The 20,507-nt window shown below is 71.9% G+C and carries 17 protein-coding genes; 7 read left to right on the forward strand and 10 right to left on the reverse strand.

The window, feature by feature from the left end:
• Positions 1–17 precede the first annotated feature (17 nt).
• Entirely contained in the window at positions 18–221 is a 204-nt protein-coding gene (locus tag LCN96_RS26010; RefSeq protein ID WP_225275501.1) for a hypothetical protein, read from the reverse strand.
• A 160-nt stretch (positions 222–381) separates the two neighbouring features.
• On the opposite strand from LCN96_RS26010, the gene LCN96_RS26015 reads away from it, so the two are divergent.
• Complete coding sequence (locus LCN96_RS26015; protein ID WP_225275502.1) at positions 382–2,694, forward strand: NACHT domain-containing protein; 2,313 nt, start codon at positions 382–384, stop codon at positions 2,692–2,694.
• A 69-nt stretch (positions 2,695–2,763) separates the two neighbouring features.
• On the opposite strand, the gene LCN96_RS26020 is transcribed toward LCN96_RS26015, so the two are convergent.
• Genes LCN96_RS26020 through LCN96_RS26035 form a run of 4 tightly spaced genes read right to left on the reverse strand, consistent with a single transcriptional unit; the run spans position 2,764 to position 9,425 of the window.
• On the reverse strand, positions 2,764–6,324 hold the full coding sequence (locus tag LCN96_RS26020; protein ID WP_225275503.1) for a heparinase II/III domain-containing protein: 3,561 nt from the start codon (positions 6,322–6,324) through the stop codon (positions 2,764–2,766).
• Between the two features lie 27 nt (positions 6,325–6,351).
• A complete protein-coding gene (locus LCN96_RS26025; RefSeq protein ID WP_225275504.1) occupies positions 6,352–7,185 on the reverse strand; it encodes a carbohydrate ABC transporter permease in 834 nt (277 codons plus the stop codon).
• A gap of 3 nt (positions 7,186–7,188) precedes the next feature.
• Positions 7,189–8,151: a carbohydrate ABC transporter permease gene (locus LCN96_RS26030; protein WP_225275505.1), complete on the reverse strand. Its 963-nt coding sequence runs from the start codon at positions 8,149–8,151 to the stop codon at positions 7,189–7,191.
• A complete protein-coding gene (locus tag LCN96_RS26035; protein WP_225275506.1) occupies positions 8,133–9,425 on the reverse strand; it encodes an ABC transporter substrate-binding protein in 1,293 nt (430 codons plus the stop codon). Before LCN96_RS26035 ends, LCN96_RS26030 begins: the two co-directional genes overlap by 19 nt.
• Positions 9,426–9,575: 150 nt before the next feature.
• On the opposite strand from LCN96_RS26035, the gene LCN96_RS26040 reads away from it, so the two are divergent.
• The 4 genes from LCN96_RS26040 (at position 9,576) to LCN96_RS26055 (ending at position 14,088) form a co-directional block, all read left to right on the forward strand.
• Positions 9,576–10,628, forward strand: a complete 1,053-nt coding sequence (locus LCN96_RS26040) for a substrate-binding domain-containing protein (protein WP_225275507.1) — start codon at positions 9,576–9,578, stop codon at positions 10,626–10,628.
• Between the two features lie 67 nt (positions 10,629–10,695).
• Positions 10,696–11,700 (forward strand): Gfo/Idh/MocA family protein, encoded by a 1,005-nt coding sequence (locus tag LCN96_RS26045; protein WP_225275508.1) that lies wholly within the window; start codon positions 10,696–10,698, stop codon positions 11,698–11,700.
• Positions 11,687–13,060, forward strand: coding sequence for a sulfatase-like hydrolase/transferase (locus LCN96_RS26050; protein ID WP_225275509.1), 1,374 nt, complete (start codon positions 11,687–11,689; stop codon positions 13,058–13,060). Before LCN96_RS26045 ends, LCN96_RS26050 begins: the two co-directional genes overlap by 14 nt.
• Positions 13,057–14,088, forward strand: coding sequence for an alpha-L-fucosidase (locus tag LCN96_RS26055; RefSeq protein WP_225275510.1), 1,032 nt, complete (start codon positions 13,057–13,059; stop codon positions 14,086–14,088). The genes LCN96_RS26050 and LCN96_RS26055 overlap by 4 nt, the downstream gene beginning before the upstream one ends.
• 74 nt (positions 14,089–14,162) lie before the next feature.
• On the opposite strand, the gene LCN96_RS26060 is transcribed toward LCN96_RS26055, so the two are convergent.
• The 4 genes from LCN96_RS26060 to LCN96_RS26075 form a co-directional block, all read right to left on the reverse strand.
• A complete protein-coding gene (locus LCN96_RS26060) occupies positions 14,163–15,143 on the reverse strand; it encodes a hypothetical protein (RefSeq protein ID WP_225275511.1) in 981 nt (326 codons plus the stop codon).
• Complete coding sequence (locus tag LCN96_RS26065) at positions 15,140–15,703, reverse strand: PadR family transcriptional regulator (protein WP_225275512.1); 564 nt, start codon at positions 15,701–15,703, stop codon at positions 15,140–15,142. Before LCN96_RS26065 ends, LCN96_RS26060 begins: the two co-directional genes overlap by 4 nt.
• Before the next feature lie 55 nt (positions 15,704–15,758).
• On the reverse strand, positions 15,759–16,478 hold the full coding sequence (locus LCN96_RS26070; protein WP_225275513.1) for a hypothetical protein: 720 nt from the start codon (positions 16,476–16,478) through the stop codon (positions 15,759–15,761).
• A gap of 61 nt (positions 16,479–16,539) precedes the next feature.
• Complete coding sequence (locus LCN96_RS26075; RefSeq protein ID WP_225275514.1) at positions 16,540–17,109, reverse strand: TetR/AcrR family transcriptional regulator; 570 nt, start codon at positions 17,107–17,109, stop codon at positions 16,540–16,542.
• A gap of 103 nt (positions 17,110–17,212) precedes the next feature.
• Between LCN96_RS26075 and LCN96_RS26080 the strand changes: the two genes are divergently transcribed.
• Together LCN96_RS26080 and LCN96_RS26085 are read left to right on the forward strand one after the other, a co-directional pair.
• On the forward strand, positions 17,213–18,163 hold the full coding sequence (locus LCN96_RS26080; RefSeq protein ID WP_225275515.1) for an NAD(P)-dependent alcohol dehydrogenase: 951 nt from the start codon (positions 17,213–17,215) through the stop codon (positions 18,161–18,163).
• Positions 18,164–18,261: 98 nt separating this feature from the next.
• The gene (locus tag LCN96_RS26085) at positions 18,262–18,876 is read left to right on the forward strand and encodes a Rho termination factor N-terminal domain-containing protein (RefSeq protein WP_225275516.1); all 615 of its coding nucleotides are present in this window, start codon (positions 18,262–18,264) and stop codon (positions 18,874–18,876) included.
• Between the two features lie 63 nt (positions 18,877–18,939).
• On the opposite strand, the gene LCN96_RS26090 is transcribed toward LCN96_RS26085, so the two are convergent.
• Positions 18,940–20,343 carry a PP2C family protein-serine/threonine phosphatase gene (locus tag LCN96_RS26090; RefSeq protein WP_449867111.1) on the reverse strand — a complete coding sequence of 468 codons (1,404 nt, stop codon included), beginning with the start codon at positions 20,341–20,343 and terminating at the stop codon, positions 18,940–18,942.
• Positions 20,344–20,507: the final 164 nt, after the last annotated feature.

Here is a 20,507-nt window from a genome sequence, read left to right on the forward strand (position 1 = left end):
CCGTAGGCGTCAATGGCTCATCGGCCACGCCCCCTCAACTGCCGGACCCCGACGAGAACGAGGACCAGCGCCACCACCATGACGATCGGGCCGATGATCGCCCAGGTGGTGACGCCGCTCATCACGCTGCCGCCGACGATCCCCAGACCCTGCAGCGTCCACACGAGCCCGGTCAGGGCCAGCAGGACACCGAGTACGAGGAAGATCCAAGCCTTGACCATGAAAGCTCCCGGTCGTGCTGGTCACATGTGCCATCGCCCTAGATCGTCGCGCACAGTCCGCCCGCTTGCCCACCCCGAGCCAGGGGCCTGGTGACCCGATCACGGTCACGATTCACGCGCGACCGCTGCCGGAGTGCCCGTCACCGGTGACGATGAGGAGGTGAACAGACGCAAGCCCGGGTGGCGGTTCGCCGTCGCCGTGCCGGCTGTCCTGGCGGTGGCCGTGGCGGTGGTCGCGGTCTGGCGGGCGTGGACCCCGGGTGCGGAGGTCAACCTCGCCGACGTCGTCGCTGTGTCACTGGCCGGGGCCATGCTGGCGGGCGCGGTGGTGGCCTGGGCGAGGCGTTCCGCCCTCCCGGCCGGCCCAGCCGGCGTGACCGGCGCGGGTGTCGGCCCAGCCGATGTGACCGGCGCGGGTGCCGGCGCCGCCGCGCAGGTGCTGGCCGGGCTGGTGGAGCGGCAATGGCGCGCCGAAGCCCGTAACCGGCTGCTGGACGACCCGGGACCGATCCCGGTGCACTGGCAGCTCATCGCCGATGCGACGGTGATGAGCCAGCCGCGCCTGATCACGTTCCCTACCGAGCCGACCGACGCCGCGAGCCTCGCCGATGCGAAGGACCGGTTCGGGCCTGCCCTGACCGGCCGTAGCGACGCCATCGCGGCCTTCGCGGACGCCTTCCGCGGCCTGAGGCAGCGGCGGCTGGTCATCACCGGCGGCGCGGGCATGGGCAAGACCACCTTGGCCATTCAGCTGCTCCTGCGTTTGCTGGCCATGCGCGCGGCCGACCGGGCCGGCGCCGGCGAGGGGCAGCCGGTGCCGGTGCTGCTGCCGGTCTCGGGCTGGGACACGGACGCTCATCCCCGGCTGCAGGACTGGCTCGCCGTCCGCCTGGCCGCCGACTACCCGGCGCTGGCCGCTCCTGAGCTTGGCGCGGGTGCCGCCGCCGCGCTGGCCGAAGGCGGTCACGTCCTGCCCGTCCTGGACGGCCTGGACGAGATCCCGCCGCCTGCGCGCACCAAGGTGCTCGCAGCGCTCAACGCCTCGCTGACCGCCCGCGACCAGCTCATCCTCACCAGCCGCCGTAAGGAGTTCACCACCGCCGTCCGCGAGACCGGCAGGCCACTGACCGCCGCCGCGGTCATCGTCCCCAAGCCCATCACCCCCGAGGCCGCCGCTGACTACCTGGCCGCCTGCCTCCCCGCCGTCCTGTCCGGGGACTGGACCCGGACCCTGGACGCGCTGCGCTCCCGAGCCCTTCCCGGCCTGACCCGGCTGGCCGCCACCCCGCTGGGCCTGTGGCTGATCCGCACCGTTTACCTGACCCCCGAAGGCGACCCCGTACCGCTGACCGGACCTCTTGGCGACGATGCCGACGCGCTGCGCGCCCACCTCCTCGACCAGCTCATCCCCGCGCTGATCAAGGCGCGCCCGCCCAGCACCGATCCCGCCCACCACTTCCGGCCGCGACGGGTGCGCGACCCCGACGTCACCCGCCGCCACCTGACCAGCCTGGCCCGCGCCTTTCCCCCGGGCGCCACCCGCGACATCACCTGGTGGCACATCGCCCGCACCACACCCCACATCCGATCGGCAGTCGGGCTCACGACCGGGATCGCCTTCGGGCTCGTGGCCGCGCTCGCGTTCACGCTCACGCTCGGGATCGCGTTCGGGATGATCGCGCTCGATCCCTCCAGCGGGGTCGAGTTCGGGATCGACTTCACGACCGGGATCGGGATGGGTATCAGCTTCGGGCTCGCGAGCGGTCTCGTGCGCGCCCGGTCCTGGGTCGACGAGCGGCCTGGCCGCGCGGACCTGCGCCTGCGCGGGCGAACCGCCCTGCTCCTCCGCTCCATCATGGGCGCCCTCGCGGTCGGGTTGAAGATCGGGTGCTGGGTCGGGCTCACGATCGCCGCCATGCCGATGGTTACGGTCGAATTCGACTCCGGGGTGGTCGTGCGCCTTGATCTCGCCGACTTCGATGCCGCCGGTGGGCTCCAGGTCGGAGCCGCCGCCTGGCTCGGGATCACTCTGGCGTCGGGGCTGATCACCTGGGCGGAACAGCCCACGCTCGAATCGACCAGCACTCCCCGCTCCAGCTTGCGGGCCGACAGAGCGCTGTCCCTGCTGCGCATGGTCGTGACAGGGCTCTTGACCGGGGTTTTGTTCGGGCTCGTAGCCGGGCTCGTGACCGGGCCAGGGGGCGCACTCATCATCGGGGTGGCGGTCGGGATCGGATCTGGGCTCACGTTCGGGCTCGCGGCCGGGTTCGTGATGGGCAACCATCACGCGTGGCTGGTCCTCACCATCGCGGTGGCCCGGCTGGCCCTCGAACACCGGCTTCCCTGGCGGATCATGGATTTCCTCGATGACGCTCACCGTCTGGGGCTCCTGCGCGCTGTCGGACCCGTCTATCAGTTCCGCCACGCGGCCCTGCACGACCACCTCGCCGCCGGACGCGACCATGAGCGGTAGTCCTCGCTGCCGGTGGTGCGCTGGTGCACCTTGCCCAGAAGCCGGTGATCACACGTCCGGCGCGCGAGGTCAAGGCAGGTCGCGGGCGGCCTTCAGCGCGCTGATGAGGTCGGTGGCGAACGTCCGATCGATCTTCTTACCCGCCAGCGCGCCGACCTCGGCGACCAGCCCCGTCAACAGCCCGCGCCTGGCCCGGGGCCGGTCCCACACCGTGGCCAGCGTGCGGAGCTGCGCCAGCAGCCCCGCCCGTACGCCGGGCCCGCTGATCCTGCCGGTCTCGGCGGCCTGCGTCACGGCGGCGGTCAGGGTCGCCGGGCTGAGTGCGGCCCAGGCGGGCCGGCGGACGGTGACCGTCACGGGGCCCGGCACCTGCTGGTCGCGCGGGTGGAAGGACGTGGTCGCCCCGGACGTCCCGACCTCGAAGGGCACCCAGTCGTGCACGACCGCGCTGCCGCGGCTGACCTGCTCGACGCGCAGCCCCCAGCCGCGCCCGTCGCCCAGCCTCGTGGTGGCCCACAGGCCCTCGGCCCAGGCGGGCAGCGTGCCGTCCAGGGTCAGGGCGTCGGGGGCGGAGGCGAGCGGGGTGGCCGGGGCGCCGGTCCAGGCGCTGGAGGTGGCGGTGACGGTGAGCGTGCGCTCCTCGCCGGTGAGGCGGAAGGCGCCGCCGTGCAGGTGGCCGCGGCCGTTGACGTAGCCGGAGACGACGGCGCCGGTGGCCTTGTCGAGGCGGGCCAGGACGAAGCGGCCGGCCATCGCGAGGCCGTCCACGACACGCTCCTCGGTGGAGTCGCTCACGTAGATGATGTCGCGATATCTCGGGGTTTCGATGCGGGTGACGGAGGTCATCGGGTCGCCGCCGTAGGACTCCTCGAAGGTGACCGCCGACAGGTTGCCCGGCCGGCCCGCACGCATGGTCTCGTACACCGCCGCGTACGTCGTGGTGTCGGCGGGGGTGACCAGCCTGCGGCGCTGGAAGTGCCAGTTCGGGTAGGCGTCCTTCTTGGCGGCGTCGTTCGCGGTGCGCCGGAGCGTCGGCACCTTGGAGAAGATCACCTCGTCGCCGGGGGAGCCGTTCACGAACGCGCGCACCGCCGTTCCCGTCCGGGCGCCCGTCCAGGTGAAGGAGAGGTCCTCGGTGCCGGGGCCGACGCGCGGGTCGCGCATCAGGTCACGGTCCTCGGCCAGACCCTCCGTCCGGCCGGTCGAGTCGTGGTAGGACTTCACCGTGCCGCCCTTGTCCTGCAGCGGCAGCGCGGTGTCGAGCGTGACGTCCTCGTCCTCCGAGGCGCGCAGGAACCACTGGTGGGCGTCGCCGCCCTTGAGCCGCGAGACGTCCACGGCGTACCGGCCGTCCGGTGACTGGATCACCGCGAGCAGGCGCCGCTTGACCTCGGCGCCGTCCTGCGCGGGCCCCGGCTCGGACGCCTCGATGAGCTGCACGCCCTTGCCCGAGGCGGCGCCGTCGTCGTAGGCGAGCACCGCCGCGCCGGTGCCGAGGGCGTCCTGGCAGGTGTAGCCGCCGGCGTTGTCCTTGGACCAGATCCACGGCGTGTTGTGCGCGGGGGTGTCCATGTGCCAGTAGCGGTTGTTCGGCACCTGGGTCGGGTAGCCCTGGTCGGGCAGCACCTCCATGCCCGAGCCCCACAGGATCAGCCCCAGGTGGTCGCCGTGGCCGTGGCCCGCCTTGTACGGCAGGCCCTCCGAGGTGGGCGGCAGCGTGAGGTGCGCCTGCAGCGCGTCGCGGGTGTCACCGGCGGTCAGCGCGTAGTGGCCGTAGCCGTACAGCTCGATGTTGCCCAGGTCGGTGATCGGGTCCGTGGCCACCATGTCGTCGGCCTTCGGGAAGTGGGTGTCGTTGATCGTCACCGGTACGCCGTCCGGGAAGCGCAGCTCCTGACCCATGGTCGCCGCCTTGGCGAAGATCGGATAGCGGGCCGGCACCAGGTCGGTGTGGTCCAGCGTCAGCTCGCCGGCGTATCCGGCGGGGTCGGCGTAGTTCTCCGCGAGCAGGGTGAACGCGCCGCGGGCGAAGAACATCACCTGGTCGTGGTAGGACGTGGTCGCCTCCTCCCAGGTGCCGTCGGCGAAGAACTGCCGGCCGGAGAACATCCGGTCGGTCATCGGCAGCACGTACCTGACCAGGTCGGGGTCGCCCAGAATGGCGGCGACGGCGAAGGCGTAGCGGAAACCGTACACCTCGATGTTGTGCAGGCCCGTCGGCTTGTCCGCCAGGTTGACGAAACTGACGACCGTGCGCCGCAGCCAGCTCTCGACCAGCGCACGGGTCTGCGGCGTCCAGTCCGGCGCGTCGTGGACCAGGTCGTAGGCGCGCACGGCCTGGAACGGGATCGTGTTCTTCGACCAGGAGGGATGGGTGTAGGGCACGTCGTCGTAGCCGCGGGCGAGCTCGACCAGGCCGAGCACGGCCCGCCGCTTCTCGTCCAGCTCGGCGAACCTGCGCAGGTGCGTCTCGAACTCCGGGTGCACGTCCAGCCCCGTACGGCTCGCGCTGGCGGCCCTCGCCGCGGCGAGGAAGTCGGGCTCCGGCATCGTCGCCAGCATGCCCAGCTTGTCGCGTTTGACCTGGTCCGACTCGCCGGCGACGGCGTTCCAGTCGGAGCCGCCCATCATGTTCTGCGGGTTCTTCAGCGGATGGCTCACCCGCGAGCTGGGGTACTCGCCCCCGACGTCGGCGGGCAGCGCGGCGGGCGCGGCCGTCTCGACCCAGGCGGTGCCGGGGCCGGTGAACGTCACCTCGACGCGCAGCGCGTCCGCGCCGGTGGGCATCGGGACGTTGTGCGCGACGGGCACGAAGCCGCGCTGCTGGTCGAGGTCGGTGTAGGCGGTGCGGGCACCGGGGATCGGCGAGCCGCCCTGCATCGGGGTGTAGGCGATCTCCAGCTTGCTCGACTGGCAGGCGATCTCGTCGAGCCTGACCCGCAGCCGCGAGGCGTAGACCGTGCGGCCGTCGGCGGGGAAGGTCCGGCGGTACTGGCCGCTCGCGCCCGCCGCGCCGCCGATGGTGAGCGTGCCGTCCTTCTCCGCGGACGTCGGCGTGCCCGACATGGGGACGAACTGCCAGCCGTCCCCCGAGGGCACCGGGCCCGCCCACTCCAGGGTCAGCGCGTCGACGGCGAACGTGCCCACCCCGCTGTCGATCATCGGCTGCAGGCTGACGGCGGCGGTGCCCGCCGGGACCTCCAGGTAGGCGTCGGCCTCGTGCCAGGCGGTGGTGCCCGTGGTCTGGGCGAAGTACTGCAGCCCGAGGGACACGCCGGACGCGTCGAACGACTGCACCCTGATGCTGGTGCGGCCACCGGTCAGCCCGGTGGAGCGGACCTTGGCCCGCAGGCGCACGAGGCCGCCGCCGCTGTCGGGCAGCGCGACCTTCTGGGTGATCGCCACCCGGTCGTCGGAGGTGTCCGTGCTCAGCTCGGCCGCGCTCGTGCCCTCGGCCGCGTCGGCGGAGGCGGTGATCCTGCCGTCACCCTTGGGTCTCCATGCCGGCCATGAGGTGGGCAGGCCCGCCGTCCACGTCTCGAAGCCGCCGTTGACCAGCGGCAGCGGATCCGCGGCAGCGGCGGCGGGGGTCAGCAGGGCGAGGGCCAGAGCGGCATGGAGCGAGCGCATGGGGGGTGCCTCTCAGAAGGGGGTGGACTACTTGCCGCTGCCGAGGGTCATGCCCTCGATGATCCGGCGGCCGAGCCAGAGGTAGACCAGCAGGAGCGGCAGGATGACGATGGCGATGGCGGCGAACAGGCCGCCCCAGTCGGCGCCGCTGTACTGCACGCGGGTCATGAAGTTGAGCAGCGCCAGGGGCAGCGTCTGCTGGGCCGGGTCCTGGAGGAAGATGAGGGAGAGCAGGCCCTCGCTCCAGTGCCCGATCACGTTCAGGATCACCAGGGTGACCAGGCCGGAGCGGGCCAGCGGCAGCATGATCTGCCAGAACGTGCGCAGCGGGCCGGCCCCGTCGAGCGCCGCCGCCTCCTCCAGGTCGCCCGGCAGGCTGCGGAAGAAGGCCGTCAGGAAGAACACCGCGAACGGGATGGACGTCGCGACGTAGACGATGATCAGCCCGCCGAGGCTGTTGACCAGCCCGAGCTGCGACATGGCCACGAACAGCGGCAACATGATCGCCTGGATCGGCACGCCCAGCCCCATGGCGAAGAACGTGGTCAGCGGGCCGGACGTCCTGGTCGTCAGGCGGCTCAGCGCGTAGGCGGCCGGGGCGGCGACGACCACGGTGCCGAGCGCGGTGGCCGCCACCACGACGACCGTGCGCAGGATCGCCGGGCCGAACTCGCTGACCTCCCAGGCGCGGGCCCAGTTGTCGAGCCGCCAGTCGGCGGGCAGGCCGAACGGGCCGGCGAAGATCTCTCCGGCACTCTTGAACGACGACAGGACGAGCCAGAGCAGCACCAGGAGGTCGAAGGCGACGACGAGCCAGACCAGCAGCCTGCCGGGGCGCAGCCGTACGGGGACTGTGGCCATCACTCAGTACTCCAAGCTCTCGCGCCGGGTGACCCGGCGGGTCAGCAACGTCAGCACGACGATCAGGACGAGCGTCACCATCGTGGCCGCGGCCGAGGCCCCGTACCGGGCCTCGCCCGTGGGCTGGAAGGCCTCGGCGTAGGCGTACAGCGACAACGTCCACGCCTTGGTCGTCGGCACCGAGCCCGCCGCGCCGGCGAAGACGTAGATGAACTCGAAGATCTTGATGGCGCTGATCGCCCAGAGGGTGGCGCTGACGGCGACGGCGTCCCACATCAGCGGCAGCGTGACGTTGCGGAACTTCTGCCAGGACGAGGCACCTTCGAGATCGGCCGCCTCGTACAGGTAGGCCGGGATGCGATCCACGGCGGCCATCAGGATCGTGGTGTAGAAGCCGGTGTTGACCCACACCAGGCCCAGGCAGATGACGTAGAACAGGTTGTCGTCGGCCAGCCATCGCGGCACGGTGTCCACGCCGGCCAGCCGCAGCAGCGCGTTGACCAGGCCGTCGGCCTGGAACAGGAAGCCCCACAGGATCGAGATGGCCAGCGCGGAGACGGCGTTGGGGAAGAAGATCACCGCGCGGGCGAACTTGCGCCCGGCCATCTCGCGCAACACCATCGTCAGCCCGAAGCTGAACAGGAAGGTCAGGAAGCCTACGCCGACCAGGATCAGCAGCGTGTTGACCAGCGAGGAGTGGAAGACCTCGTCGTACCAGAGCCGCCGGTAGTTGGCCAGGCCCACCCACTCGATCGGCCCGGCGCCCGCCCACTTCGCGAAGCTGAGCACCACCGTGAACAGGCTCGGCACGATGAAGACCAGCAGGTAGACCGCCAGGGCGGGCAGCACGAAGGGCAGGTAGAGGCGGCGCCGGGCCCTGGTCAGCGGGCTGCCCGGCTGCGCGGCGGGCCTGACGGCGGCCGGCGCCTCCACGGTGGCCGTGGCCATCAGCCGTTGACCTTCCACCAGTTGACGGTGTCCGCCTTGAGCTCGGTGACGAAGGCGGCGGCGGTGATCTCACCGGCGAACAGCTCCTTGGCCATCGGCAGGAAGATCTTGACGTTCCAGTCGTCCATGCCCCGCACGCCGTCCATCGGCAGGTGGACGGGCACGCCCGAGTCGAGGGTCGCCTTGGCGTCGGCCACCTCGGCGGGGATGCTGGTGTCGGTGCGGATCGACATGACCTTCTCGTCGGCGGGGATGCGTTCCAGCCACTTCTTGTTCATGAAGTACTCGATGAACTGCTCCGCGTTCGCCGCGTGCCTGGCCTTGGCCGGTACGGCGAAGCCGAACAGGGAGACCTCCTCGGAGGCGAACCCGGCCTCGGTCTTCGGGAAGGGGAAGGAGCGGAAGGTGAATCCGGGGCCGGCGACCTCGGCCGTCTCGCTCGGCCCGTAGGTGCCGATGAACAGGAAGTCGGCCTGGCCCTGCGCCCACTTCTGCTGGATGGCGGGGAACTTGCCGGCGTCCCAGCCGTCGATCAGGTACCGGCCCTTGGCCAGCCTCTCGATGGAGGTGGCCGCCTTGAGGAACCGGGGGTCGTCGAACCCGGCGCCGCTGCGGTCGGTGAGCACCTTGGCCAGGTTGCCCGGGCCGAACTCGCGCATCAGCGCCTGGGAGAGCCACTTGCCGACGTACCCCTGGATGTCGCCGTCGGCGGCCAGCGCCGCCCGGCCCGCGGCCTTGCTCCGGTCGAACAGCGCGAGCAGCTCCTCGAAGGTCTTCGGCGGATCGGCCGCGACGTCGGGGAGCTTGGCCGCGTTGTAGTAGATCTGCCAGGTGTGCACCGACGTGGGGATCATGTACGTCTTGCCCGCGTCGGCGATGACCTGCTGGTAGGTGTCGGGGATGACGTCGCCGACGGTCTTGTCCTCGCCCGGGATCCGGCTCTTGAGCAGGCCGGACAGGTCCTTGGCGTTGCCGGTGACCTGGAGGAGGTTGAGCAGGTTCGCCTGCGAGCCGTCCACCAGGTCGGCCGCGACGTTGCCGCCGACCAGGGTGGGCTGCAGCTTCTTCAGGTTCTCCCTGCCCTGGAAGACCAGGTTGACCTTGATCCCGGTGTCCTCGGTGAACGCGGCCGCCAGCTCGCCGAGCATCTTGGCGCGGGGCTCGTCCTGCTTGTGCATCGACCAGAACGTGAACTCCTTGGCGTCCGAGGCACCGCCGCCGCCGCACGCGGACCCGCCCAGCGCGAGGACGGCGGCGGCGAGGGCTGCCGCACCCTTCCGAGGGAGATTCATGAGCACCGCCGTTGAGTCAGGGAACGATGGGGAGGATTCTGCGGCCATTCATGCGCTATCGTCAACGGATTCTTAGGAATGAATTTTCGCGCTACTTGATCGAGATGCCCACCACGGCAGCGGATGCGCCAAGATTCTCGGGGAGGTCCCGTGAGTGAACCCAAGCGCGGCGAGAAGTTCCGTCAGCTCGCCGACGAGTTGCGGCGAGGCATCGCCGAAGTGCGCTGGCCGGAGGGCAGGCTGCCCACCGAGCAGCAGCTGGCCAAGGATCAGGGGGTCAGCCTCAACACCGTGCGGCGGGCGGTGGACCTGCTGGTCAACGAGGGGCTCGTCTACCGGCGCCAGGGCTCGGGCACGTACGTGCAGACGGAGCAGCCGCGCACCGGCCCGGTGATCGGCGCGATCGTGCCGTCGATGACCTACTACTACCCGCGGATCATCGCCGGCATCGAGAGCGAGCTGTCCAGGAACGGCGCGCAGCTCCTGCTGCGCAGCACCGGTTACGACCTCGCCCAGGAGACGCAGGCGGTGGAGAGCATGCTCGCCGCGGGCGCCCAGGGCCTGCTCATCGTGCCCGAGCTGAGCGCACGGGCGGGCGCCCACGCCTACCTGGACGGGCTCGGCCTCCCTCTGGTCCTGGTCGAGCGGCGGTTCAGGTCGGGTGGCGACGTCCACGAGTTCGTCTGCTCCAACCACGCGGCCGGCGGCTACCTCGCCGCCCGCCACCTGCTCACGCTCGGCCACCGCACGGTCGCGTTCCTGGCGCGCAGCAGCCCGCACGCCGCCGAGGTCGCGCAGGGCTTCCGCGAGGCGCTGGCCCACCGCGGGCTCGAACCGGGCCTGGAGCACACCACCGGCAGATGGACGGCGGCCGACGCGGAAAGCTGCCTGGACCGGCTGCTGGCCGAGGGCTGCACGGCCGCGCTGTGCTTCGCCGACAGGGAGGCGACGCTGCTGGTGGCGGCGGCGGCCAAGCGGGGGCTGGCGGTGCCGGGCGACCTGTCGGTGATCGGCTACGACGACGAGATCGCCGACCTGTCCGCCGTGCCGCTCACCGCGATCTCCCCGGCCAAGCAGGCCGTCGGCCGGCTCGCCGTCCAGGCCCTCCTGCGCCGCCTCGCCGAGCCGGACGCGCCCCTCCAGCAGCATCTGGTCGTCCCGGCGCTGGCAGTCCGCGAGTCCACCGGAATTCATTCCCCTTAGAGGGGTTGAATTCGAGAAGGTCTTGGGTCAAGGTGGGTCCGTCATCCCCGACGTAAAGGACATCTCCATGGCAGTGGTACGGCTCGGCCTGGTCGGTGCGGGCGGCGTCGCCCGGCTCTACGCGCAAGCCGCGCTGGGACTGCCGGACGAGGTCCGGGTGACGGCGGTGTCGGACATCGACCCGGGCCGCGCGGCGGAGCTGGCCGCGTTCAGCTCCGCCACCGCGCACGACGACCACCTGAGCATGCTCGGCGGGGCGGTGGACGCGCTGGTCGTGTGCACCCCGCACGCCCTGCACGTGGCCCCCGCCGTGGACGCGGCGGCGGCCGGGGTGCACGTGCTGATGGAGAAGCCGATGGCCACCTCGCTCGCCGGCTGCGACACCATGGCCGCCGCCTGCTCGGCCGCCGGGGTGGTGCTCTTCGTCGGCCACATCCAGCACTACCTGCCGATCACCGCGACCGCCCGGCGCGCGATCGCCGACGGCCTGATCGGCACGCCGGTCGCGATCGTGGACCGCCGCTCCACCGACTACCGGCCCGGCCACCGTCCCGGCTGGTTCTTCGACCCCGAGCTGGCCGGCGGCGGCGCGATCATGAACATCGGCGCGCACGGCATCGACCGGGCCGCCTGGCTCGCGGGCGGGCGGCCCACCCGGGTGCACGCCACCGTGGTGCGGCGGGCGGCCGTGGAGACCGAGGGCCTGCTGCAGCTGGAGCTCGACAACGGCGTGCTGGCCACGGTGGCCGTCCTCGACAGCGCGCTGGGCGGGATCGACGAGATCGAGGTCCTGGGCACGGCGGGCACCCTGCGCGCGTCCCGTCCGCACGGGGTGCAGGTCGCCACCGGCCAGGGGGTGCGCACCCTGCTGCGGGCCCCCGCCGACATGGACGAGCACGTGCGGACGGCCTTCACCGCCCAGCTCACCGACTTCGCCGCCGCCGTGCGCGGCGAGCGGCCCGCCGCCATCGGCGCCCAGGTGGGCCGCGACGTCGTGGCCACCGTGCTGGCCGCCTACGACTCCGCCCGCAGCGGGAAGAGCGTGGAGGTGGAGCTCTTTGGCCAGTCGTGACCCCGCGCGGCCCAACGTCGTGTTCATCCTCAGCGACGACCAGGGGCCGTGGGCGCTCGGCTGCGCGGGCAACCCCGAGATCCACACCCCGCACCTCGACGGGCTGGCCGCCTCGGGGGTGCGGCTGTCGCGGTTCTTCTGCGTCTCGCCGGTCTGCTCCCCGGCCAGGGCGTCGCTGTTCACCGGGCGGATCCCGTCCGCGCACGGGGTGCACGACTGGCTGAGCGGGCCGTCGCCGGACGACCACCTGGCCGGGCAGCGGCTGTTCACCGACGACCTGGCCGACGCGGGCTACCGGCTGGGGCTGGTGGGCAAGTGGCACCTGGGCGCCAACGACGTCCCGAGGCCCGGGTTCGTGCACTGGTACGCGCACCCTTCGGGCGGCGGGCCGTACTACGGGGCCACGATGATGGGCCGGCAGGTGGACGGCTACCTCACCGACGCGCTCACCGCGCAGGCGGTCGCCTTCATCGACCAGGAGGCGGGCCGCGACGAGCCGTTCTACCTCTCGCTGCACTACACCGCCCCGCACAAGCCGTGGAAGGGGCAGCACCCGCCGGAGTTCGAGGCCCTGTACGCGTCGTGCCCGTTCGCCTCCTGCCCGCAGGAGGCCGCCCACCCCTGGCAGCCGGTCGGCGCGGACGGCGTGCCCGTGGGCGGCGAGGCCGACGTCAGAGCCGCGCTGATCGGCTACTTCGCCGCCGTCAGCGCCATGGACGCGGGGATCGGCCAGGTGCTGGCGACGCTGGCGGCCCGCGGGCTGACGGGCTCGACCCTGGTGGTCTTCACCAGCGACAACGGCTTCAACTGCGGCCATCACGGCATCTGGGGCAAGGGCAACGGCACCTTCCCGCAGAACATGTACGACTCCTCCGTCATGGTCCCCGCGATCTTCAGCCAGCCCGGCCGGCTCCCCGAAGGCGTCGTGTACGACTCGCTCGTGTCGGGCTACGACCTGCGCCCCACCCTCCTGGACCACCTCGGCCTGCCCGACACCGGCGACGGGCCCGGCCGGTCCTTCGCGGCCTTCGGCGACCGGTCGGGCGCGGAGGTCGTGGTCTTCGACGAGTACGGGCCGGTGCGCATGATCCGTACGGAGAGCTGGAAGTACGTGCACCGCCACCCGCACGGCCCGCACGAGCTGTACCACCTCGAACAGGACCCGGACGAGCGGCACGACCTCGCCCACGCGGGCCGGCCCGAGCTCGCCGAGCTGCGCGACAGGATGGACGCCTGGTTCAGCCGCCACGCCGACCCCCGGCTGGACGGCGCCCGGTTGCCGGTCAACGGCTCGGGCCAGCACGCGCCCGCCGGGCTCGGCGCCTTCGAACCCGCCCCCTACAGAACGGAACCCCGGTGAAGAGCTGGTATCCCGAGGCCCGATTCGGCATGTTCGTCCACTGGGGCCTGTACTCCATGGTCGGGCGCGGTGAGTGGGACAGAGCCGTGTCGCAGGTGCCGCGCGAGGACTACGCGGGCCTGATGAAGGTGTTCGATCCCGCCGCCTTCGACGCCCGTTCGATCGTCCGGACCGCCGCCGACGCGGGCCAGAAGTGGATCACCATCACCAGCAGGCACCACGACGGCTTCTCCATGTACGACACCGGCCTGTCCGACTTCAAGATCACCAACTCGCCGTTCGGCCGCGACCCGATCGCCGAGCTGGCCGAGGCGTGCCGCGAGTGCGGGATCAGGCTCGGCTTCTACGTCTCGCTCGTGGACTGGCACCACCCCGGCTACCTCGACCCCGCCGGCTGGCAGGACTACCTCGGCTTCCTGCACGGCCAGGTCGAGGAGCTGTGCACCCAGTACGGCGAGGTCGGCCAGATCTGGCTCGACGGCGACTGGCCGCACTCCAAGGCCCCCGAGCGTCACCCCGGCTGGTTCACCACCGACCAGCCGTGGGACTACGAGCGCCTCTACGCCATGATCCACGACCTGCAGCCGCACGCCGTCGTGCTGAACAACCGCAAGTCCGGCCTCCAGCCCGGCGAGGACGTCCAGGGCTTCGAGAACGACCTGCCCGGCGAGAACTCCACCGGACTCAACCCGGCCCCGATCGTCCCTGGAGTCCCCCTGGAGACCTGCCTCACCATGAACCGGTCCTGGGGCTACGTACCGCACGACGACGCCTGGCGCGACGTCGGCGAGCTGCTCGCCACCCTGCTGCGCTGCGTGGCCGCCGACTCCAACCTGCTGCTGAACGTCGGCCCCACGCAGTCCGGCACCATCCCGCGACCGGCGATCGAGCGGCTGCTCGCGATGGGCCGCTGGCTGGCCGGGCACGGCGAGGCGGTCTACGGCGCCGGGCCGTCCGGCGAGCCCGGCGCGGTCAGGACGGCGGCGGGGCAGGTGCTGCCCATCCAGCGGCTGCTCGGCACCGCCTGACCGCCGGTCCATCGGCCGGGGAGCCATGCCGGCCGACCGGCCGGGGAGCCATGCCGGCCGACCGGCCGGGGCGCTCAGCCTTCGGCGATCAGCTTGCGATAGGCGTCGTAGGCGGGCTTCGGCTCATAGCCGCTGGTGGTCAGCCCGAGCTGGGCGGTCGGCTCGGCGCGGGCGGAGTCGGCGTCCCGCAGCCCGAACAGCTCGTAGTGGGTGACGTGGTGGCGCGTGGCGGCGGCGGCCACCGTACGGATCATGATGTCGAGCCGGGCGGCCTGGTCGTCCGGCGTGCGGTCCGGCCCGGTGGGGCTGCCGTTCTCGGCGACGTGGATGGGCACGTCCGGGCCGAGGTGGGCGCGGGGCATGCAGTGCTCGCGCAGGTGGCGCAGGGCGTGCTCGGTGAGGTCGGGCAGGGCGGACGCGGGCACGGGGGAGAAGGCGTCCGGATACAGGCCCAGGCCCACGTAGTCGACGTGGGCCGCGAAGTCCGCGGGCGCGAGCCGCTCCAGGTGCGCCCAGAACTCCTCGTCGCCGCCGAGGAACTCGGGCGGTTCGGCGACGGAGAACCCGATCCGCACGTCACCGTGACCGGCCTCGTCGAGCAGGCGCCGGGCGTGGCGTGTCCCGGTGGTGAGTGCGTCGAGGACGCCGGGGGAGCTGCCGTCGATCCAGGGCAGCTTGAAGTTCGGCTCCAGGGTGATCTGCAGGAAGCGCGCGACGGCCCCGTACCGGAGGATCACTCGCTCGATGAAGGCCAGCCAGCCGTCGAGGTCGCGCTCCGTGGGCAGGTAGCACAGCACCAGATCGAGCCGGCGGTTCCCTGTGCGGTACCACCGGTCGGGCATGGTCAGCTCGCGCAACCGCCGCTCGGGCGACAGCACCTGCGCCTTCTCGGGGTCCGCGGGCGTCCCGAGGAAGTGCAGGTACTCGCGGACGACGAAGGGCCGCCCGCCGCTCAGGCCGCCGACCAGGGCGTCGACGGCCGCGGGGTCGTCCGGCGGGCCCGCCGTGGCGGCCACCCGGCCGGCCGCGTAGATGCCGTACGTCAGTCCGCTCATGCCTGTCCCTCCGCCGGCCACGCCAGCTCGCCGCCGTCGATGCGCGCGATGAGCGCGCGGATCCAGTCGGCCTCGGCGCGCAGCTGGTGCAGGACGAAGTCGACCTCGATCATGGTGATCTCCGGCAGGCCGGGGTCGCTCGCCCGGTCCAGCTCCGCGATCCGCTTCTCCAGCGAGTCCTGACGCTCGCGCAGGACGTGCGGGGCCTCGGCCCGGTCGAGCGCGCCGAGATAGGCCAGCGCGTCCACGAACGCCGAGGTGGTCACCTTGGCCTCGCGGATCTGCCGGCGCACCCGCTCCCTGAAGATGTCCCAGCCCTGACCGGTCAGGGCGTAGACGGTGCGGGCCGGGCGGTTGCCGTGCTGCTCGACCCCGGTCTGGGCCACCCAGCCGGCGGCCTCCAGCGAGCGGACGAGCGTGTAGACGGAGCCGCTCTTGGCGTTCAGGAACGGGTAGCGCTCGTTGAGCGCCACCGCCAGGGCGTAGGGGTGCATCGGCCGCTCCACCAGGAGGCCGAGCAGGCGCAGGGTCAGTGGGTTGTCCACTGCGGTCAGGGGCATACCCGAACACTATCATTCGTATACGGGTAACTGGGCGCGGGTCGCGCCCGCGCGGTCAGGACTCGACGTCGAACTCCAGCTCGTCGTAGCGGCGCTCCGCGATCTGCTCCCTGGTGCCCGAGACGAGGGTGATGCAGCCGTCCCCGAAGAGCTCGCTCTCCGGGATGGAGAGGAACAGCACCTTGCCGCGCTCTTCCACCGGGTTGTGCCAGGCGCGGGAGTGGCCGCCGAGCTGGATGTCGTATCTCCACCGGACGCCGGGGATCTCCCTGACCTCATCGATCAGCTTGGTCACGCGGCCGGCCAGTCCGGCGTCGCCGCCCTCGACGACCTGGGACCAGTGGAGATCGTCGGGCGCGGTGGTGCCCGGGACCGCGTAGAGCGGGAAGGAGTCGTGGGACTTGCGCTGCGAGTGTCGTTGGACGGTCTGGGTGCCCGCCGGCAGGTATATGACGTCGCCTTCGTCGTAGTCCGAGACCTCGGCGAGGACGACCAGGTGGCCGTCGGCGGGAAAGCCGATGTCGAGGACGCCGGCGGGGATGGCGGCGCAGTCGATGGTCACCACGTGCGGTCGGTACGAAGGCACCTCCACGTCCTCGGGCAGGTGGGGAAGCCCCAGGGCCCGGGCGGCCGGACGGGCGCCCTGCGGCACCTCGTCGCAGGGGCAGAGATAGACGCAGGGGCGCAGGCGGCGGATGAGCGCCTCGGTCACCGCCTCGGGCACCGCAAGGGCTCTTCCGGCCTGGAGGACGGCTTGACGCACGCTCGTGTTCATGGAGGTCAGCCTGCCATGCGTCACCGACGTCCCGTGATCGGCGTCGTCGGGCGGCCTGGTCTCAGAGGCCCTTGATCGCGATGTCCAGCAGCCGGTTCGCCTGCGCGTCGTCGTCGTGCTGCTCGGTGGCCAGCGAGATGGCGTTGACGAGCGCGAGCAGGTCCTCGGCACGGATCTCGGGGCGTACGGCGCCCGCCTGCTGCGCTCGCCGCAAAAGCCGGCCGGCCGCATCGGTGATCATCGCCTGGCAGCCCTCGTTCTGCTCCAGCAGGTCGGCGTCCTGGCCGTCGTGCAGCAGGGAGGCGGCCAGGCCGCGGCTGGTGCGCGCGTAGGCGTTGAGATCGCCCAGCCAGGCCAGGAGCGCGGGGCCCGGCCCGCTCTCCTCCGCGCGTCGCGCCGCCAGGGCGCACAGCTCCTCGACGCGGTCGTGGAAGACGGCTTCGAGCAGGGCGCGGCGGGAGGGGAAGAGGCGGTGCAGGGTCGCCGACCCCGTGCCGGCCTGACGGGCGATCTCCTTCAGGGCGGCGCCGGCGCCGTCGCGCGCGAAGACGTCCCGGGCCGCGCTGACGATGCGGTCGTGGTTGCGCTGGGCGTCCGCACGCAGGGGCCGTCGCCGGGTGGTGTGGGGCATGGCCTCCTCCAGGGTTTTGACAAGTGGGCTGGCGCTCCGGTTAGAGTAGCCGAACCGTAAGTGGGCCGCTAGCCCACTTATCTCGAAACGACTGGGAGAGCTCATGCGCGCCGTCCAATACACCCGTTTCGGCCCTCCCGAGGTGCTACGCGTCAACGACGTGCCCACCCCGCAGCCGGGGCCGGGAGAGGTGCTCGTCGAGGTCCGCGCCGCGAGCGTGGACGCCGGAGAACTCGCCTTCCGCACAGGCAGGCTGCGCGGACTCACCCGCGCCCGATTCCCCCGCGGCCTGGGCGGCGACTTCACCGGCCGCATCGCGGCCCTCGGCGCCGGGGTGCACGGCTGGAGCGCGGGAGAGGAGGTCTGGGGGCTGATGCCGCACTTGGCCTTCGGTGCCATCGCCGACTACGTCACCGTCCCCGAGCAGCGGCTCGCCCGCGCTCCCAGGAATCTGAGCCTCCTGGACGCCGCCGCCCTGCCCTCGTCGGGCACCACCGCCCTGACCGCCCTGACCGACAAGGCCGCCCTCACCGGCGGCGAACGGCTCCTGGTCCGCGGCGCCACAGGCGGCGTCGGCAGCCTCGCCGTGCAACTGGGCAAGGCGCTCGGCGCCCACGTCACCGCCCTCGCCGGCGCCCGCAACCTCGGCTGGGTCACCGAACTCGGCGCCGACACGGCCCTGGACTACCGCACCACCCGCCCGCAGGACCTCGGCCGCTACGACGTGATCCTCGACGTCGTCGGCACCGACCTCGGGGCCTACCAGGCCCGCCTCACCCGGGGCGGACGCCTGGTCGCGCTCGCCTTCGACCAGGACCGCATCCTGGCCTCCATGGTCACCATGGGACTGCGAGCCGCCCTCTCGCCCCGGCGCGTGAAACTCTTCAGCAACAACCCGTCCTCGGCGCGGATCGCCGAGCTCACCGCCTCCGCCGAGGCGGGCAGCATCCGCCCGGTGATCGACACCGTCTACCCGATCGGCGACGTCGCGCAGGCGCACCGGCGGCTCGAAGCCGGCGGGGTCCGCGGCAAGCTCATCATCGACATGCGGTGATCGTCGGCTGCGGCGCTGCCCCTGCCGGAAGCTCCCCGTGCCCGCTGCCTGCTTCTGCCGTGAAGCGAGGGTAGTGGGGGCCGTGGAGGTGCAGGACCATGGCTGAACGCAAAGATCGAGCCCGTAACGGGGACGTCCCGGGCAACCAGACCCCCAACACGCCCGACGTCGACGAGAGCAAGCTCGCCAAGCTCAAGGTGGACGAGCTGCGCGACCGCGCCCAGGACCTCGGCGTCTCGGGGGCGTCCCAGATGCGCAAGGAAGAGCTGATCGAGGCGGTGGCGCAGGCGGCGAGCCGCGACGGGCAGAGGCGGCGGGACGGGTCGGGCGGCGACGGCGGAGGGGGAGTGCGGCGCGGCCCGGACAGCTCCAAGAGCCTGAAGTACTCCCAGGAGATCCGCTCGCCGGAGGAGGAGCCCGAGCGGGCCGGCCGGAGCCTGGTCACGACGAACCACGAGGTGATCAAGCGCTGGGCCGAGGAGCGCGAGGCGGTGCCGGCGACGGTCGAGGGCACCGAGCACGGCGATCACCTGGGCGTGCTGCGGCTGGACTTCCCCGGCTACGGCGGCGACAAGCTGCGGCAGGTCAGCTGGGACGAGTGGTTCGGCACGTTCGACGAGCGCGGTCTGAACTTTATCTATCAGGAACGCAGGAGCGACGGCAGCCCCAGCAACTTCTTCCGGCTGGAGAACCCGGACCGCGAGGACGCCTGACCCGCGCCCCGCCCGCCTTCATGCACGGACTCGGCCCCCGAGACGCCGACGTGTCCGGCACCGTCACACAGGCCCCAGCTGGTGCTTCTCGTCCGGTCGCCACTCGGCCAGCAGGACGGTGGCGTCGTCCTGGAGCTGGTCGTCATGGTAGGCCAGCACGCTGCGGACGAGCCGGCGCAGCGTCTCCGGCACCGGCAGGCCGTCGGCGTTGTGGCGGATGACGAAGTCGACGAAGCGGTGCAACCCGAACTCGCGGCCACGGGTGTTGCGCGCTTCGGTGATGCCGTCGGTGTAGAGCAGGACCCGATCACCAGGCTCCAGCTGCTCGCGGCACAGGATCGGCTCCAGACCCAGATCCAGCCCCAGCGGATGGGCGGGCGGGCATTCCAGGGTGGTGCTCCAGCGTCCGCCGCGGATCACCACGGGCGGGTGGTGGCCGCGGTTGACCCAGCTGAGCACGCCGGTGGTCAGGTCGAGGTCGGCCAGGATGGCGGTGACGAAGCGGGTGGCCCGGCCGAATTCCTCGATCAGCACCCGTTCGATCATCATGCTGTTGGTGACCAGGTCGGCGCCCTGCCGGCGGTGGTTGCGGCAGGCGGCCATCGCCAGGTTGGCCGTCAGCCCCGCCGAGACGTCGTGGCCCATGGCGTCGAAGACGGCCAGGTGCGCGACGCCGTCGGCGATGGAGTAGTCGAAGGCGTCACCGCCGATCTCGTAGGCCGGTTCCAGCACCGCGCCGATCACCAGCTCCGGTGTGGCGCAGGTGAGCGGCGGCATCAGGTTCCACTGCATCTCCGCGGCCACGTTCATCGGCCGGGTGCGCACCAGGCGGGGATAGGAGTCGCTGTAGGCGCGCGTGCTGACCACCATCAGCGCCACCATCGAAGCCAGGTGGCGCACGGCGTCGCCGAGGTCCCGCTCGTCGCCCGGGGCGCCGACCCGCAGCACGCCGATGCGTTCGGTGCCGTCCAGCACGGGCACCCACCAGTGCTCGGCGGGCTCCGCGTCGTCCCCGTTGTCCTGGCCGTTCTTCTTGCCCAGGATGCGGCATTCCTGGAACGCCCGTCCTGCCAGCGTGCCGTCGATGCGCAGCTCCTTGTCGGCGTCGCTGCCGTCCTGACCGGCGTCCAGGCCGTGGCCGGTCAGCCGGCGCAGGACCGTCTGCTGCAGATCGGCCAGGTAGATCAGTACGCCGTCGAGCCCGGCCAGCGCGGCGTGCTCGGCCACCAAGGCCGGAACCTGCTCGAAGGTGGCCAGATGGGTGGCCTCCAGCAGCCCGGTCAGCATGCTCTCCAGACCCGACGGTCCCCCGCCCTCGCGCATCACGGTGTTGTGCTCCGGCATGGGTTCGCCAGCCTTCTCCCGCCTCGTCTGCGGCCCAGGCAGCATCAGGTGGGAGACACTGGTGGAGTCCCGGATCCACGCGATCGGGGAGCTGCACCACAGCTTGCCATGCTTGAGCACCATTGCGCACTGCTGGCGGCGTGTACGCGGCACATCGAGGGCGGTGACGCGCTGGTGGATCGCTCGAGTGTCCGCACGTGGACGTCATCGGGCAAGGAGTGCGTAAGCGCCCAGCCGGTCACGATGTCCCCGTCGTTGCTGGACAGGCGGCCCCGCACGCGTACGTG

Source organism: Nonomuraea gerenzanensis (genome assembly GCF_020215645.1).
Lineage (GTDB): Bacteria > Actinomycetota > Actinomycetes > Streptosporangiales > Streptosporangiaceae > Nonomuraea > Nonomuraea gerenzanensis.

Excerpts from the sequence above, each read along its gene's own strand:
- LCN96_RS26010 (WP_225275501.1), bottom strand. The coding sequence starts at position 221 with ATGGTCAAGGCTTGGATCTTCCTCGTACTCGGTGTCCTGCTGGCCCTG.
- LCN96_RS26020 (WP_225275503.1), bottom strand. The coding sequence starts at position 6,324 with ATGCGCTCGCTCCATGCCGCTCTGGCCCTCGCCCTGCTGACCCCCGCC.
- LCN96_RS26025 (WP_225275504.1), bottom strand. The coding sequence starts at position 7,185 with ATGGCCACAGTCCCCGTACGGCTGCGCCCCGGCAGGCTGCTGGTCTGG.
- LCN96_RS26035 (WP_225275506.1), bottom strand. The coding sequence starts at position 9,425 with ATGAATCTCCCTCGGAAGGGTGCGGCAGCCCTCGCCGCCGCCGTCCTC.
- LCN96_RS26045 (WP_225275508.1), top strand. The coding sequence starts at position 10,696 with ATGGCAGTGGTACGGCTCGGCCTGGTCGGTGCGGGCGGCGTCGCCCGG.
- LCN96_RS26060 (WP_225275511.1), bottom strand. The coding sequence starts at position 15,143 with ATGAGCGGACTGACGTACGGCATCTACGCGGCCGGCCGGGTGGCCGCC.
- LCN96_RS26065 (WP_225275512.1), bottom strand. The coding sequence starts at position 15,703 with ATGCCCCTGACCGCAGTGGACAACCCACTGACCCTGCGCCTGCTCGGC.
- LCN96_RS26070 (WP_225275513.1), bottom strand. The coding sequence starts at position 16,478 with ATGAACACGAGCGTGCGTCAAGCCGTCCTCCAGGCCGGAAGAGCCCTT.
- LCN96_RS26075 (WP_225275514.1), bottom strand. The coding sequence starts at position 17,109 with ATGCCCCACACCACCCGGCGACGGCCCCTGCGTGCGGACGCCCAGCGC.
- LCN96_RS26080 (WP_225275515.1), top strand. The coding sequence starts at position 17,213 with ATGCGCGCCGTCCAATACACCCGTTTCGGCCCTCCCGAGGTGCTACGC.
- LCN96_RS26085 (WP_225275516.1), top strand. The coding sequence starts at position 18,262 with ATGGCTGAACGCAAAGATCGAGCCCGTAACGGGGACGTCCCGGGCAAC.
- LCN96_RS26090 (WP_449867111.1), bottom strand. The coding sequence starts at position 20,343 with ATGGTGCTCAAGCATGGCAAGCTGTGGTGCAGCTCCCCGATCGCGTGG.